Origin of the sequence: Pseudobythopirellula maris, from assembly GCF_007859945.1 — a bacterium.
GTDB classification, from domain to species: Bacteria; Planctomycetota; Planctomycetia; order Pirellulales; family Lacipirellulaceae; genus Pseudobythopirellula; species Pseudobythopirellula maris.
Genome location: NZ_SJPQ01000004.1, coordinates 261,304 through 276,662, shown reverse-complemented (window position 1 = coordinate 276,662; position 15,359 = coordinate 261,304). Strand labels below are relative to the sequence as shown.

Below are 15,359 nucleotides of genomic sequence, written 5' to 3'. Positions count from 1 at the left end.
GATACGGCCGTGGGGCAAATGAAGCCCGAAAAACTAGCAAGTCGGCGGGTCGCCCTGATCATGGGCCAAGACCTCGCCTACAACCGCGAGGTCATGCGGGGGGTGCAGGCGTACGCCCATTCGCACGCCGGTTGGGTGATCCGCGATGGGCCGATGGCGCAGCACGTCCTCAAGCCACTCCGGGAGTGGGGCCCCGACGGCGTTATTGCCCACCTGCTCGACCGCAAGGTCGCCGAGGAGCTCGGCGAGCTCCGTGTGCCTTTGGTCAACACCACCAGCACGCTGTCGGAACTGAACCACCCGCTGGTCGAAGCCGACCATGGCGCCGTCGGCCGGATGGCCGCCGCCTACTTCATGGACCGAGGATTCACCAACTTTGGTTTCTTCGGCAGTGCCCATGCCGGATTCAGCCGCGAGCGTGAGGCCGGCTTCCGCGAAGCGCTCGCCGCCAGGGGCTATTCGGCTACCGCTTGCTACGCCGAGTACTTGCCGCGTCCCTCGGCCGACGTGAGCTGGGTGAACGTTGACGCTTGCGTGCGGGCGTGGCTCAACGAACTGAGCAAGCCCGTGGCGATCCTTTCGAGCAACGACGTTCCAGCTCGTGAACTCGCCGACATATGCCGGCAACTGAAGCTCGACGTGCCGAACCAGGTGGCTTTGCTGGGCGTGGACAACGACGAGCTGGAGTGCAACCTCGCAACACCTCCCCTGTCGAGCATCGTGCTCCCGGCGCAACAGATCGGCTACGAAGCGGCCGAGCAGCTCGAGCGATTGATGGCGGGCGAGCCGCTTCGTCAGCAAAGGACTCACCTGGCGCCGATCCGAGTCGTGAGCAGGTTCTCGACCGACACGCTGGCGGTCGAGGACCCCGACCTGCGGGTGGCGCTGTCCTACATTCGCAGCCACGCGCATTTGGAGATCAGCGTGGAGTCGGTGCATGAACACGCGGCGGTTTCGAGGAGATTGCTCGAGCGGAAATTCCGTGAGCGTCTGGGAAGGACCGTGCTGAACGAAATCCGCAGGACCCGGATCGAGCTGGCCAAGCAGCTTCTTACCGAGACCGACCTTCCGATGCCCGCTGTCGCGAAGCGGGCGGGCTTTTCTGGCGCCAGACGCCTGGCAGTTGTTTTTCGCCAAGAAGAGACGCTAACGCCATCGGAGTTTCGCGAATCTGTCCGCCGGCACAATAGCCTGTCGCATAACGACACATGATTTACGCATACGCGTATCGCGGGGTATCTTGGTCTGAACCAAAGTGATATCAGGGAAGAGACTTGCGGGCATCGATCGGCCTGTCTCCCATCGTCGTTTAGAGAGCCTCTGAGACACTTCTCCCCCAACTCGCTTCTCCTTTTCAACCCATAGCCGGTGATCCGGCGTGAGACCCCGGTTGAACGGACCACTGGGGCGCCCTGGTAGGGACGCTACCACGGAGCTGCCAAACTGTCAGCGAGTCGATTTTCCCCTCATCGGTTGTTGATTTCTGCTCACCAGGTCCTTATCACAAAGCTATTAAAGTAGTTGCCAAGCAACAAACTGCTCTGCCCGCCGCTTGCTCCCCCCAGAGCGAGGGGTGAGCTCTGATGCCTCTTCCCCCGTCCTATTCAACTCGGCTAGCTGACTCAAGTCGAAAATGCTTTTCACCCAAGGAGAGACTAATGAACGTACGGCGACTCATCATGCTCATGGCCGTGCTGGCCGCAGGCGTTACCCCGGTTGGGGCGGCCTCGCTAGGTTACAAGGGCACTCAATATGATATCGGCGGGACGTTCTTCCCGGGCGGTGGACCGGCCGACGCGAACGCTTACGTGGTCGCCGGCTGGCGGGCCAACGACGTGGCCAAGACGCTCGACCTAGACAGCAACGACGTTTACGGCAGCGACGGCTACGCGATGTTTGGCACGCGTTTCGACTACCCCAACGCCAACGCGACGGGCGGCAACGCGTTTGTGACCCCCACCGACAACAGCGTCTACCCGAACCTGATCGACCTGCCCAGTTACGTCGCCAGCTCGCAGATCCTGGCGAGTCGTAAGGCGGGCGGTTGGTCCTACGCCTTGATCGACGACCCGCAGCTGACCAACGGCGTGCGTGACTACAGCTGGGGCGCCTCGCAGACGCCCGCCTCGGTGTTCCAGCCGCCGTACGTGAAGCTCGGCGTGCTGGACGGCAATGGTTCGCCATCGGGCGCCGACCCGACGATCAGCCCGGCCGAGCGGTGGTCGTTCACAGTGGGCCCCGCCGCCCCGCGTCACATCCGGGTGGGAGTGATGACCGACGGCCTCGACAGCACCAACTGGGCGCCCAGCGAGGTGATCATGCAGATGACCGGCGGCGGCTCGGCCACGACGGGCACGGTTGCGAAGAACCGTTTCATCGACATGCACTTCTTCGACATTTTTGGCGCCCAGTCGGGCGACGAGTTCGTCTTCCTGGCGTCGAACCCCGGCGGCGGGTCGGCGGGCATTGCTGGCTTCGCCTTCGAGAGCAGCAACGTGCCCGAGCCCTCGGCTTTGGTACTGGTCGCCACGACCCTCTTGGTGGGGTTGGGAAGCCGGCGCCGCGGAAACGTTTGAGACAAGTTGCGACTTTTTGAGACAGGCGGTTTCGTCGTGGAGCGGGTGGGCGTCGCAGCCCGCCCCTCCACGGCTTTTAGGGAACAGGGACGGAGCGAAGGACATCGTCATGGCTAGCCTTGGAATCACAACACACGAGAAGAAACGCGCCAGCGGGGCCTTCACGCTTGTGGAGCTGCTGGTGGTGATCGCGATCATTGGCATCCTGGTGGCGCTGCTGCTGCCGGCGGTGCAGGCAGCGCGTGAGGCCGCGCGTCGCAACGCTTGCCAGAACAAGATGAAGCAGACTTCGTTGGCGATGCTCAACCACGAGAACGCGATGGGGGCACTGCCGGCGGGCTTCACGACGGTTGACGGATCGGGCGACCTGAACCACACCTGGGCGTCGTACATCCTGCCCTACATGGAAGAGGCGTCGGTCTTCGGCCAGATCGACTTCGACAAGCCGGTCTTCGAGGACTTCAACGCGGCGGGCGACTCGTGCCCGAACGACTCGCCCTGGACCTACACCCAGTTGCCGATCTTCCTGTGCCCGTCCGATCAGCCGCCGGGCATCCACACCGGCCGCGCGGCGTGCTTCGCGCACGGCAGTTACCTGGCGAACGTGGGCTGGTGGAACTGGTACCAGGCCCTGCCGGAAGCCAACTGGGATTTCTTCCGCAACAACGATCTCCAGATCAGCGGCGTCGACAAACGCGGCCCGTTCGAAAAGGTTTATGGCGAAGAAAACGAGGGCACACCACTCCGTAAGATAACGGACGGAACCAGCAAGACCGTGATGCTCGGTGAGGTCCGGCAGTACCCCGGCGAAGACTCGCGTGGGCTGCTGTACCTGGCGAGTTGCCTCTACTCACATCAGTCCCTGCCGAACGAGTCCACCGATGACCCGACGACCACTAGCGTCAAAGAGGGCCTCGACCAATTGGAGTGGTGCGCGAACGCCAACGGCCCCGGATCGGACGACCCCGGGGGGGTGCTCAACCCCTCGGCGCCGTGCGACTCGAAATTCTGCCGCAACCTGCCGCGGGGGCCGATGTCGCAGACGGCGCGCAGCCAGCACCCCGGCGGCGTGATGACGGCGTACTGCGATGGCCACGTCACGTTCGTCACGGACGGGGTGGACATCGACTTGTGGCACGCCATCTCGACACGCTCCAACGGAGAAACCGTCGATAGCTTCTGACAGCTCGGAGTCTTTCACTCTTCAGCAACTCGGGCGACCCGCTCACCCGTATAGCACTTTTTCAGGTCGGACAACCATGTTTACGAATACGATGATACGGGCGTGCCTGCTGGGCGCCCTCACGGCTATGACCGGCGCCCCAGCGGCGCACGCGGCCGGGCTCCAGTATGCCGGCGCCGATTACGACATCGGCGGCACGTTCTTCCCAGGCGCCGGGCCGCAGGGCAATCCCAACCAACCCTACGTGGTTGTGCCGTGGCGCACCTCCGGAGTCGGCAACCAGTTCGCCGCGGTCGACGAGGACGGCGAGCGTTACTACGGCCGTGACGGCTACGCGTTGTTCGGGACCCGCCACGACTACCCCAGCGCTTACGTCGCCCCGGGCAGCAGCGCGTCGCCGGGCGACCCGATCTTCGAGTCGCTCTTTCCTAATCTGATCGAGATGCCTGACTTCATCTCCGACCAGCAGGTGCTCGCCAGCCGCATCGTCGGCGGCTACGGCTACGCCCTGATCGACGACCCGACGTTGACCAGCGGCATCCGCGATTGGGCTTGGGGCGAGAGCCAATCGCCCCAATCGTTCGGCCAGCCGCCCTACGTACAGCTCGGCATCCTCGACGGCTGGGACCAGTTCGGCAACGACCCCGCCAATGCCGATTCGTTGCCGGCCGGACGCTGGGGCTTCAGAGTAGGAGCCGGCTCGCCGGACCATTTCCGGGTTGGCGTGATGGTGGACGGCACCGACAACTCGGACTTCGTGCCGGAAGAGATTGTGCTGGCGCAGGTATCGGCGTTCGGGGGCGGGTCGATCGTGGGGTCGGCGAGTTCGCTCACAACCGAATCAAACCGCTTCGTCGACATGCACTTCTTTGATATCACCGGGGCCCAGGAAGGCGACTTCTTTGCCGTGGGCGTCAAGGCGAGGGATGGCGAGGTCTCGTACGGCAATTCGGGAGTCTCCGGCTTCACGATCGATGTCCTCCCCGAGGCGCCGGCGCTGGCCGGTGACTACAACGGCAACGGCACGGTCGACGCCGCCGACTTCACCGTGTGGCGCGACAACGAGACGCTGACTGTCACGCCCGGCACGATGGGCGACGGCAACCTCGATGGCGTCGTTGGTGACGAGGATTACAACATCTGGGCGTCGAACTTCGGCAACACCATCGCCTCGACAATCACGCCGCCCGGCGCGTCGCTCTCGGTCCCCGAGCCGGGTGCGGGGGTGCTCCTCCTCGCGTCCGTGCTCGGCTGCTCGTCGCGGCGGAAACGTTCGGTGTAGCCAGGCCGATGGACTAGCGTGTTTGTCAACGCAATCGAATCGTATCGGATCGGGAGTCCGGGCGTCTTCTCGTCGAGCGGGGCGCAGCCGCAGGTCTGCGCCCCGCGGCCGATCTTGCCCGCCGACGACGTCGAGGCCATGTCGCCATGCTGGCCATTCCCTTGCCCCAATGAAGAAGACTGTCGCCGGCCATGAAACGACCTCGCACAAAACCCGCCTGGCCGCGCATTCTGCTGATGGCTCTGCTGATCGTCGTCGCGGCGAGCACGGCCGGGGCGGAGCAGGTGCGCCGCATCGCGGTCGACGAGTACGTCGACAAGATGCAGGCCGGTTGGCTGGGGCAGATGGCCGGCGTCGGCTGGGGCTTCCCGACCGAGTTCCAGAGCCTCGGCAAGATCGTCCCCGAGGACGACGTGCCCGAGTGGACCCCCGACACGATCAACCAATTCGATCAAGACGACCTCTACGTCGAGATGACGTTCCTGCGGACTCTCGAACTGCACGGCCTTGATTGCTCGATCCGGCAGGCGGGGATCGACTTCGCCAACAGCCGCTACCGGTTGTGGCACGCCAACGAGGCGGGCCGCGACAACCTGCGGAGAGGCATCGCCCCTCCCGGCTCGGGGCACCCCCGGTTCAACGGGCACGCCGACGACATCGACTACCAGATCGAGGCCGACTACAGCGGGCTGATCGCCCCCGGCATGCCCCAGGTCGTGGTCGATCTGGGCGATAAGTTCGGCCGCCTGATGAACTACGGCGACGGCGTTTACGGCGGGCAGTTCGTCGGCGGCATGTACGCCGAGGCTTTCTTCGAGACCGACGTCCACCGCCTTATCGACGCCGGCCTGCGGTGCGTCCCGCCGCAAAGCGGCTACGCCGAGATGGTGCGTGACGTGGTGGCCTGGCATAGGCAAAACCCCCGCGACTGGCAAGCGACCTGGCGTGAGGTCGAAGCCAAATACCACAGCGACCCCCGCCACTCTCGCAAACTCTGCAGCGGCCACGGTGGTGAGGGACATTTCTCGATCGACGTGAAGCTCAACGGCGCTTACATCCTGATCGGCATGCTCTACGGCGAGGGCGACCTCGACCAGACGATGGTCATCGCGATGCGCTGCGGTCAGGACTCCGACTGCAACCCGTCGAACGCCGGCGGGATCTTGTTCACGACCGTGGGCCGCAAGGCCTTGCCCGAGCGGTTCGCCTCGGCCCTCGACACCGAGACGCCGTTCAGCCACACGGCGTACTCGTTCGATGGGCTGGTCGAGGCGTCGCTGGCGTTGGCCAGGCAGGCGGTCGTTGCGCAAGGGGGCCGCATCGAGCGGGACGCCCAGGGCGACGAGCAGTTCGTTTTGCCGATCACGGCGCCCCGGCCGAGCAAGCTGGTCTCGAGTTACTCGCCCGAGCCGATCGGCCACCCCTATTTCACTAAAGAAGAGATGGCGCAAATTTCGCCCGCCGAGTGATGCTCGCCACAATCGCTTGATTTCTCACACCACACCGAACCGTCGAAGAGTAGCGATGAGACTGAAAACAACGTTCGTTTGGGCCGCCGCCTCACTCGTCGTCTCATTCGCCGCTATCGAGGCGTACGGCCAACAGGCCGAGACGCTCGTCCGCAGCGGCGAGTTCGTCAAGATCTACGACCCCAGCGTCGGCGAGGAGGAGGCGTGGTACATCAACGACCACTGCTTCGTCCAAGGACCCGACGGGCGGTGGAACCTGTTTGGCATCACGCACGAGGAGCCGCTCGACCCGGCCGACGAGGACAACCTCGCCCACGCCACGGCTGAAAAGCTGCTGCAGCAGCCTTGGGACAAGCAGCCGTTCGCCCTCAGCGTGGCCACCGAGGCGCCGTGGAACGAGCAGCATCTCTGGGCGCCGCACGTCATCGAGCAAGACGGCCTGTACTACATGTACTACTGCGCGGGCGACGCCGACCACACGGAGTACAAGATCCACCTGGCCACTTCCACCGACCTGAAGCATTGGGAGCGTCACGCCAAGAACCCGATGGTGGTCGACGGCTACGACGCCCGCGACCCGTTCCTCATGAGGGTCGATGACCAATGGGTGATGTACTACACGGCCAACAGCCGCCCCGAGGGGGGGAACCACCTCGTGGCGTACGTCACGAGCGACGACCTGCTGACGTGGAGCGAACGCAAGATCGCCTTCACCGACACGGTCAGCGGCACCTTCGGCGGGCCATGCGAGTCGCCCTTCGTCGTGCGGCGCGGCGCGAAGTATTACCTCTTTATCGGCCCCCGCGGCGGTTACGACGGCACCGATGTGTTCGTCAGCGACTCGCCCTACGGCTGGGAGCTAGAGAACCTTGTCGGCCACATCCCGGCCCACGCGGCCGAGGTGGTCCGCGACGCGCGGGGCGATTGGTTTGTCAGCCGCTGCGGTTGGGGGAAGGGCGGCGTTTACCTGGCGCCGCTCACCTGGCTCGACGGCCAAGAAGACCCCGAAACCAACATCGCCGTGGCGGCTGACGCCGTCGAATAATGCGGCGTTGCTCCAGTTCCCCGACCGCCAGCCCCCTGGCCGGCTTGATCAGGATCGATTTCACCATGTTGCAACCTCGCTAGCCACAGAGGCTGGCGAACTCATCGATAACGATTCCTTTTTCCGTGCCTTTACTTTTGGGAGCTGAGCTAATGTCCAAGTCAACTCTGGCGGTTCTTGTCCTTGCCCTCGCCTGCGGCGCCGACGCCCGCGGCGCAACGATGTTCTTTGACTTCGGCAACGGGTCGATCGAGGCGGGCGGCGTTTACAACCAGGTCTATTCGGCCGTGACGCACACCGTGCCCAACGCCCAAGACTCAACCGGATCGCCGACCGGCGTCCAGCTCGTGACGAGCGGCTTCCACGAGTTCGGCGGCAACGAGTCGGGCACGGGATCGCCGGCGGCGCCGGCCGACATGTTCGTCGCCAACGCGACGCGTGACAGCCTCTACGGGCACAGCACCAGCTGGGGCTCAGCCGGCCCGCGGGAGACCGGCTTGCTCACCTTGTCGGGCCTCGACGGCAGCGGCGACACGACCTACGAATTCGACTTCTTCGCCGCGCGTTCGGGCGTGGGCGACAACCGCGACGCCCTCTACGCGGTGGCCGGCCTGAACAGCGGCTCCGGAGTGCTCGACGCCGCGAACAACACGGCCAACCTGGCGACGGTCGCCGGCATCACGCCCACCGCCGCCGGCGAGATCACGATCACGGTCACCAAGGGGCCGGGCAACAACAACGGGAATGGTTTCTTCTATCTGGGAGCGATGCGGCTGGTCGGCACGACCGTGCCCGAGCCGAGCGCAGTGGTCTTGCTGACACTCGCCGGAGTGGCGTGCGTCATCCGCCGCCGCTGAACGATCGGTCCTCGCGCTGCAAGGCGTGCCGCAACCCGACGCCCCCATCACCCTCCACCTCGAAGAGACCCCTCCCGATGAAACGCATATTCCAAGCCACAGCCTTCGCGGCGGTCGTGCTGGCGCTCGCCGGCTCGCCGCGGGCCGCGTGGGCCGAGCTCAACATCCTGTATTACGGCAACAGCTTCACAAACGCCACCTGCTGCGGCGGCTCGCGGTCGGTCCCGGCGGTCGTGTCGGACATCGCCGTCGCGGCTGGCCATCCGGCTCCCTTCCAGCACAACGCCGCGGTCAACGGCCAGGCGCTCTCGTGGCACCTCCTCAACAACACCGCGGCGATCGACAGCGAAATCGCGAGCGGCGACGATTGGGACATCGTGGTGCTGCAAGACTACTCGACGTCGCCGACCCGCTTGGGCAACCTCTCGGTGCACCTGAGCAGCACCTTGGCGATGTACCAGCAGGTGGCCACACGCAGCCCAGGCGTGCGCGCCGTCATGTACGAGACCTGGGCCCGTGGCCCGTCGCACTCGTACTACACCGGCGGCAGCCCGGCGTTCCCGGGCGGACCGGCCGAGATGCAGGCGGAGCTGCGCGACGGCTACCTCCAGTCGACCGCCAACATCAACGCCACGGCGGGCGACGGCGTGGCGCTCTACGCGCCGGCGGGCGACGCCTGGCAGGCTGCGGGCTTCGCCTCGAACCTCTACGCCGGCGACATCTACCACGCCAACAACCGCGGCTCGTTGCTCAACGCGCTGGTCTTGTACGGCACGATCTACGGCGACACGACGACGAGCGACATCGACCTGAGCGGCGTGCTGTCGTCGCTCGGCCTGTCGACCGCCGACGGGCAGACTCTCACGGCGGCCGCCGACTCCGTGCTGGTCCCGGAACCGACGTCGCTCGTTCTGGCGGCGCTGGGGCTTGCGGCGATGGCGAATCCCCGCCGCCGAACGGCCTTGGTGTAACGCACCGTAGGAAGGGGCGGCGTTTGCGTGCGACGCCCCTTCCTTCTATCCTGCGATTCGACTTTCACCCACATTGAAGAGGCGGCATGACATTGATCGACCCGAACCGCTCGGCTTGCCGGCGCACCGTCTCGTTGGCTTGCCTGGTGATCGGCCTCGGCCTGCTGAGCGGCCGGTTCGCCGCCGCCGAGGCGCCGTCGATCGAGCCGGGCTCGTGGACCCTGGCGATCCTGCCCGACACGCAGGTCTATTCCGAGCGTTACCCGCAGCATTACGCCGCCCAGACACGGTGGATCGCCGACCACGCGGCGTCGCACAACATCGCGTTCGTGCTGCACGAGGGCGACGTCACCGAGCACAACACGCCCGAGCAGTGGGACCACGCCCTGCGGGCGATGGACACGCTCAACGGCGTCGTCCCCTTCGCGATCTCGCCGGGGAACCACGACTACGGCCCCGGAGGAAACTCCTCGGCGCGGACGAGCCGCTTCAACGATTCGGAATACTTCGGACCGGGCTCGTACTACTCCCAGCAAGACTCGCTCGCAGGCTCCTTTGAGACGGACAAGACCGACAACACTTTCCATACCTTTAGTGCGGGCGGCAAGGAGTGGCTCGTGTTGGCCCTGGAGTGGGCGCCGCGCGACGAAGTTGTCGCCTGGGCGAACCGTGTGGTGACGGACCACCCCGATCGGCTCGTGATGCTGGTCACCCACGCCTACATGTACTTCGACGAGAGCCGCTACGATTGGGCCGCCAAGCACGACACGCAGTCGTGGAACCCCCACGCCTATGCGTTGGCCAAGCAACCCGGCGAGACGATCAACGACGGCCAGCAGCTGTGGGAGAAACTCGTCTCACGCCACGAGCGTTTCCGCTTCACCTTCAACGGCCACGTGCTGGGTGACGGCACGGGCTTCCAGAGCAGCCTCGGCGAGCGGGGCAACGCCGTCCACCAAATGCTGGCGAACTACCAGTTCAAAGAGCAGGGAGGCATGGGCGACATGCGGCTGCTCGAGTTCAAGCAGGACGGCAAGACCGTCGAGGTCCGCACCTACTCGCCGGTGCTCGACCGCTGCGACACCTCGTCCGACCAGCAGTTCACGCTCCAACTGAACGAGCAGCGCGTTCTCCCTGCTTCGCCGCCGACCGAGGAATAGGGACGCACGCGTCCCCCGTCAAAGCCATCACTTGGCGTTCGAGCCAACCACGCGGGTTCACTCTGGCCGGCAGTGCGGCGCATCGACCCTGAGCGAGTCGCTCAATGACTTCGCTATAGCGATCGCCCTCTCGCGGTCCGAGGCTCTCAACCCGCCGGCGGCTGGGAAGTGAGTTCGAGATCTATCTGATTCGCCCCCGGCTCCACGGTGTAGACGAGACCCGATTGATCGCGGTTGCGGTACCGCTGCGGGGTGAGCATCCTCCCCGCGGGGGGCGGCCCTCCGCTGTTGGATTGATCGACAGTCGGCTTCTCACGCGCCACCACGGTGACGGCGTATTCGCCAGGCGGCAACCCTTTTTCGCGGCCGGTGCGGATTTGGTACATGCCCGAATCGTCGATGCGTGAGTACGCGGTGGGGCCATCCGACGTAGGAAAGAACGATACCGTGCCGCTCGGCAACGGTTGGCCATCGAGAGTCACGGCGCCGTAGACCGTGGCGTCGTAGGGCCCGCCGCAGCCGGCGGTCATCAATGCGAGTAAGGCCACGACCGAGGCCACAGCCCCCCGACCCACGCGGTATTTTTGCTTGGTGTTACGCACCGGTGTTCTCCTCCGTGCTGGGCGCCGTCTCAGCGGCCTCGGCGGCGGGCGACTCGACTTCCGGGGCCGGTTCATCCTCTTCACCTTCCGAAGAGTTCTCGGGGGCGGAGCCCGCTTCGGCGTCCTCCCCATCGGCGGTTGCTTCTTCTGCATTGGCGCCCTCTGTGGTGGCCTCTTCCGCGTCCTCGCTTTCTTCACCTGCGCCATCGGCGCTTGCTTCGGCCGGCGCCGAGATCGGCTCTCCCTCGAGGGTGAGCGACAAGACTTCGGCGCCGGTCCCAATGGTGTAGCGCAAGTCGGAAGTTGATTTGTCCGCGTACTTGGCCGCGGTCAGCCTACCGCCTGGGAGCGGGGGTCCTGCGAGGCTGGTGTCGGAGGGCTTCGGGGGGGCGTTCACGACGACCGTCACCACGTACTCCCCCGCGGCGATCGTCGAGCGGTCGGGGTCGTCGCGATCGCCCTGCCCCGACTTCACCACGAAGCTGCCGTCCTTGTGGATGCGTCCCGTGGCGACCACGCCCCCCTCCCCCACCGGGTGGAGCGTCACGGTGCCGGACGAGGCGAGTTCGCCGTCTACCAGCACGGTGCCTGTCACCGAAGCCTGCGGCTTTTCGCCACAGCCAGCGGCCAGCAGAGCCGCGGCGCCCAAGAGGCAGCACCACTTCGTTCTTGTAAGGAGTCGCATGGTTCTCTTCGCCGCGTGGAAGGATTCTGGACCGACATCAGCCACAGCCAACCTCAAGGGAGCGAGACCGCTTCTTCGCCGTTGCGGGTGGCCAGGCCGCGGTAGACGGGCGTCTCGATGCCGTCGCTGATGAAGTGGACCGAGCCGTCGGCCATCGCGAAGAAGGCGCCGCCCGGGTGCAGGCTCTTGAAACCACGGTAGCGGTACCACTCGATGTAGAACACCGATTCGCGGTAGTCATCGGCCTGGGTCGGTGGGACATCGAAATCGAGCACGTTCAGCGGGATGCCACAGGTGGCCCAGTCGCCATCGGAGAAGAAGGCTGCCGAGTGGTCGTCCTGGGCGGGGACCGCCTCGCCGATGAGGAACGTCTTGCTCTGTCCGTCGGTGATCTTGGCGAGTTTGACCGGACGGAAGTAGCTCGCCCGCCAGATCAAGCCGTTGCAGTCGACCGTGTTGTGGCAGTCGGCCGATCCGATGTCGGTCGGCTGGGGCGGGTCGCTCACCGCGCCAAAGTCCGAATTCGTTGCGAGCGTGCCAGGATCGTACGATTCGGTGGTATCGATGATCGAGTCTCCGATGCAACCTTTGTAATTCGTCGTGGCGACGGGCAGCCCGCGAAAGTAGAACTGCACGAGCGATGGACGTGGCGAGATCCCGTCCGACGGACAAGTGATAAGCGGCAGCTGCTTCTGGATATCGTCTCGGATGTCCTTGTTGTACATCCCCTTCCCGAAAAGATTGCTCTGAGGATAAAAGTTCCCCGTGAAGCCGGGGCTCATCGCGTCGTAGAGCGGCTGCTCTTCGATGTAAGGTAACAGCTCTGTGATCCACCCCTTGCCGCTGTAGCCCGGGCCTCCTTTGCCAATGTCCAGGGAGCCGCCGTCGGGTCCCACGGGACGGTGGTAAAGATCGCGCTCGTCGTCCTTCCACTGGGGAATGCTGATCGGCAGGTGCTTGTTGGCGCTCTCGTAGTTGAGACACGCCAACGCGAGGTTCTTGAGATTGTTCTGGCAGCTCATACGCCGCGCGGCCTCGCGGGCCGACTGCACCGCGGGCAAGAGCAAGGCGACCAGCATGCCAATGATCGCGATCACCACGAGCAACTCGACCAGCGTGAACCCAAAGCGGCGTCGCGCCGAGCGGTGAGCGGGTGGTCGGTGGCTTGGCTTGTTCATGGACGTACGACCCTTGCCCGGGCCATGGCGACGGAACCGCCGTTCGTGAGCCCGAATCGATGGATGAGTTGCGGAGGAAAAGCTTCGTCGCCCCAACGGACGACCGCCCGCGCCACGCGGCCCCTGCTGGTGGGGCCGCGTGGCCAGGCTTCGTTCTTTCGCTTACGCCCGACGCCGCGCAACGAAGCCGCAAACGGCCAGCATCGCGATCATCAGAGCGCCCGGTTCGGGGACGACGGTCACCGAAAAGTACTGCGCCCCGGCGAACTGATTGAAGTCGATCCCGCCGAGGTTGCCGGTGAAGTTGCCGCCGCCGTCACCACCCAGGTTGTCCTGTGGCGCGGCGAGACCGCCGAGGATCTGGTTGGAGTGGAAGTTGTTGTCGCCATTGCCGTAGGCGGCGTGGATCAAGATCTCGCTTCCCACGACGGGGCTGCCGATATCGGCCAGGGCGATCGAGAACTCGAAGCCGGTCGTCACACTGGCCGGGTCGCCGACAACGGCGCCCGTGCCGCCGCCAACGCCGGCGGCGTTGTTGTTGTTGAAGCCGAACTCGGCGGGCGACGAGAGGAACGAGGTCGTGCCGTTGCCGTCGCCGAGCACCGTGCCCGACTGCACGGCCGTGCCGGCGCCGACCGTGGCGGCGCCGAAGTCGCCCAAGCAATCGTTCGTGCAAGCGCCGCCGGCGCGGTCAACAACGTCGACCTCGAAGGCGCCGCCCCAGCGACCGAACACGTGGTAATCGGCCTCGAAACCCGTGTCGAAGGTCAGCCCGGCGAAGTTGCTGCTCACCCCACCGTCGTACGAAGGGCCGCCCGACAGCGTGTTCTCGCCGCCCGCCTTCGAGTCGATGAACAGCGACAGTTTGTTGAAGTTGTTCTCGATATTGCCGGTGATCATCACGTAGAGCCGGTCGCCCGAGACCGTGGCGTACGCGGCGTCGAGTTCGCCACCACCGGTGACCCCGCCGGTCGAATCGCCAAAATTCGTCTGCACCGTTTGCACGGCAAGCGGCGCTCCGTAACTACCGTCGACCGTGCCGTCGACGGTGGGGGCGGCCGACGCCGGTGCGGCTAGCGCCACCAGCAATGCGAGGGAACTGACTGAACAGCAGAGAGACTTCATGAGCGGTACCTCCAGAGAAGAAAGAGAAGCGTGTCGTACTAAAGGAGTCGTGTTTCCCTCGCCAACCGCTACTTGGTAAGCAGTCGGGTGACGTAAGGCGTAATACGCCGGAAGCGATTCTGCCTCAACAACGCGTGGGCTCTCGCCGCCACGCTGTCGCAAGAAAACGCCTCCGAGTCGAGTAGCCAGCGAAGATAAGTCGTTTCGAAAAGACGGTGATGAGATCGGCGCCAGCGCCCTTATGGCCCTGGCCGCTCTCGCCAGTATCGCCCCAACATGCCACCAAGACAGCGAGGCCGCACACTAATACAAGCACGGCGCAAGGCTGTATTGGTACCGAAAAAACGTCGCGAAACCAAATTTCTAGCCCGATGCCGAGAAACGCAGGCAAGGCATGGGCGGCCTGCCAATTACCAAGGAGCTGCTTAAAGAGCGATATCGCATGGGCTCAATCCCGCATCGCGGGGCGCCCAAGGCTATTTTTACCGCCGTTTTAGAGAATCCCCATCGATTTCAGTACCAATCCGCGATATTCGGAGGCTTGTATCAGTAGAGCTTACGAACGGCCGCTCCAAAGAGGGGCTGGTGCTCCAATGGGGCGGCCCGAGTTGCTTCGGGGGTAATCCTTAGCCAGGCGGTTGGTGATGGACAGTCAGCGAGAAGCGTTCACCCGGGTTTTCGCAAGGAACTACAGCTGGCTTTACGCCTACTTGGTCACGCTGCTGGGCAACATCAGTGACGCCGAAGAGGTGTTCCAGGAAGTCTGTGTCGCCTTGTGGAGTGACTACGAGGTGTTCGACACCACCACCGATTTCCGCCGCTGGGCCAGTGTGATCGCCCGCAACCGGGTGCTCCGCTTCCGCTCGCAGCAGCACAAGCGATCGCGGCGGATTTCGGACGTCGCGGTCGAACTGCTCGCCGAGGAGGCGGTCGATCGAGCCGAGTTGCTCGAAGACCGCCGCACGGCGCTACAGGGCTGCCTCGACCGACTGCCCGAATCCGACCGACAACTCGTGGCCGAGTGCTACGGCGACCGCACCCGGTCGTTCCGGGGCGTGGCCGAGCGGCTGGGGCGCCAGCCCAACACGGTTTACAAGGCCTTGCAACGTGTGAGGCGGGTGCTGCGTGACTGCGTCGACCGCAAGGTCGCCGCCCAAGGCTAAGCAGACAACTAGCGAAGCCGCTATCACGGCGACGTGCCCCCAACCAACTATATATTTTCCAAG

Annotated in this window: 14 protein-coding genes; 10 read left to right on the top strand and 4 right to left on the bottom strand. The window is 64.8% G+C overall.

The window, feature by feature from the left end; all coding sequences use genetic code 11:
- Nucleotides 1–18 precede the first annotated feature (18 nt).
- The 9 genes from Mal64_RS17285 (at nt 19) to Mal64_RS17245 (ending at nt 10,543) form a co-directional block, all read left to right on the top strand.
- Complete coding sequence (locus tag Mal64_RS17285) at nt 19–1,212, top strand: AraC family transcriptional regulator (protein WP_146402640.1); 1,194 nt, start codon at nt 19–21, stop codon at nt 1,210–1,212.
- Between the two features lie 446 nt (nt 1,213–1,658).
- The gene (locus tag Mal64_RS17280) at nt 1,659–2,576 is read left to right on the top strand and encodes a PEP-CTERM sorting domain-containing protein (protein WP_146402637.1); all 918 of its coding nucleotides are present in this window, start codon (nt 1,659–1,661) and stop codon (nt 2,574–2,576) included.
- A gap of 109 nt (nt 2,577–2,685) precedes the next feature.
- Nucleotides 2,686–3,759, top strand: a complete 1,074-nt coding sequence (locus Mal64_RS17275; protein WP_146402635.1) for a DUF1559 domain-containing protein — start codon at nt 2,686–2,688, stop codon at nt 3,757–3,759.
- Between the two features lie 76 nt (nt 3,760–3,835).
- Complete coding sequence (locus Mal64_RS17270; RefSeq protein ID WP_197525848.1) at nt 3,836–5,041, top strand: PEP-CTERM sorting domain-containing protein; 1,206 nt, start codon at nt 3,836–3,838, stop codon at nt 5,039–5,041.
- Between the two features lie 191 nt (nt 5,042–5,232).
- Nucleotides 5,233–6,510, top strand: coding sequence for an ADP-ribosylglycohydrolase family protein (locus Mal64_RS17265; RefSeq protein ID WP_146402631.1), 1,278 nt, complete (start codon nt 5,233–5,235; stop codon nt 6,508–6,510).
- Nucleotides 6,511–6,565: 55 nt separating this feature from the next.
- Nucleotides 6,566–7,555 (top strand): family 43 glycosylhydrolase, encoded by a 990-nt coding sequence (locus Mal64_RS17260; RefSeq protein WP_146402629.1) that lies wholly within the window; start codon nt 6,566–6,568, stop codon nt 7,553–7,555.
- A 152-nt stretch (nt 7,556–7,707) separates the two neighbouring features.
- Entirely contained in the window at nt 7,708–8,412 is a 705-nt protein-coding gene (locus Mal64_RS17255; RefSeq protein ID WP_146402627.1) for a PEP-CTERM sorting domain-containing protein, read from the top strand.
- A gap of 77 nt (nt 8,413–8,489) precedes the next feature.
- Nucleotides 8,490–9,383, top strand: coding sequence for a PEP-CTERM sorting domain-containing protein (locus Mal64_RS17250; protein ID WP_146402625.1), 894 nt, complete (start codon nt 8,490–8,492; stop codon nt 9,381–9,383).
- An 86-nt stretch (nt 9,384–9,469) separates the two neighbouring features.
- Nucleotides 9,470–10,543: a metallophosphoesterase gene (locus tag Mal64_RS17245; RefSeq protein WP_146402623.1), complete on the top strand. Its 1,074-nt coding sequence runs from the start codon at nt 9,470–9,472 to the stop codon at nt 10,541–10,543.
- A gap of 146 nt (nt 10,544–10,689) precedes the next feature.
- Here the strand turns inward: Mal64_RS17245 and Mal64_RS17240 are convergent, their stop codons facing one another.
- From Mal64_RS17240 to Mal64_RS17225, 4 genes are all read right to left on the bottom strand, one after another.
- Nucleotides 10,690–11,145, bottom strand: a complete 456-nt coding sequence (locus tag Mal64_RS17240; protein WP_146402621.1) for a carboxypeptidase-like regulatory domain-containing protein — start codon at nt 11,143–11,145, stop codon at nt 10,690–10,692.
- A complete protein-coding gene (locus Mal64_RS17235) occupies nt 11,138–11,830 on the bottom strand; it encodes a hypothetical protein (RefSeq protein WP_146402619.1) in 693 nt (230 codons plus the stop codon). Before Mal64_RS17235 ends, Mal64_RS17240 begins: the two co-directional genes overlap by 8 nt.
- Before the next feature lie 53 nt (nt 11,831–11,883).
- On the bottom strand, nt 11,884–13,008 hold the full coding sequence (locus Mal64_RS17230; protein ID WP_146402617.1) for a DUF1559 domain-containing protein: 1,125 nt from the start codon (nt 13,006–13,008) through the stop codon (nt 11,884–11,886).
- Nucleotides 13,009–13,170: 162 nt separating this feature from the next.
- Complete coding sequence (locus Mal64_RS17225) at nt 13,171–14,133, bottom strand: PEP-CTERM sorting domain-containing protein (RefSeq protein WP_146402615.1); 963 nt, start codon at nt 14,131–14,133, stop codon at nt 13,171–13,173.
- Nucleotides 14,134–14,777: 644 nt separating this feature from the next.
- Here Mal64_RS17225 and Mal64_RS17220 point away from each other — a divergent pair.
- Nucleotides 14,778–15,296: a sigma-70 family RNA polymerase sigma factor gene (locus Mal64_RS17220; protein WP_146402614.1), complete on the top strand. Its 519-nt coding sequence runs from the start codon at nt 14,778–14,780 to the stop codon at nt 15,294–15,296.
- The last annotated feature ends 63 nt before the right edge of the window (nt 15,297–15,359 follow it).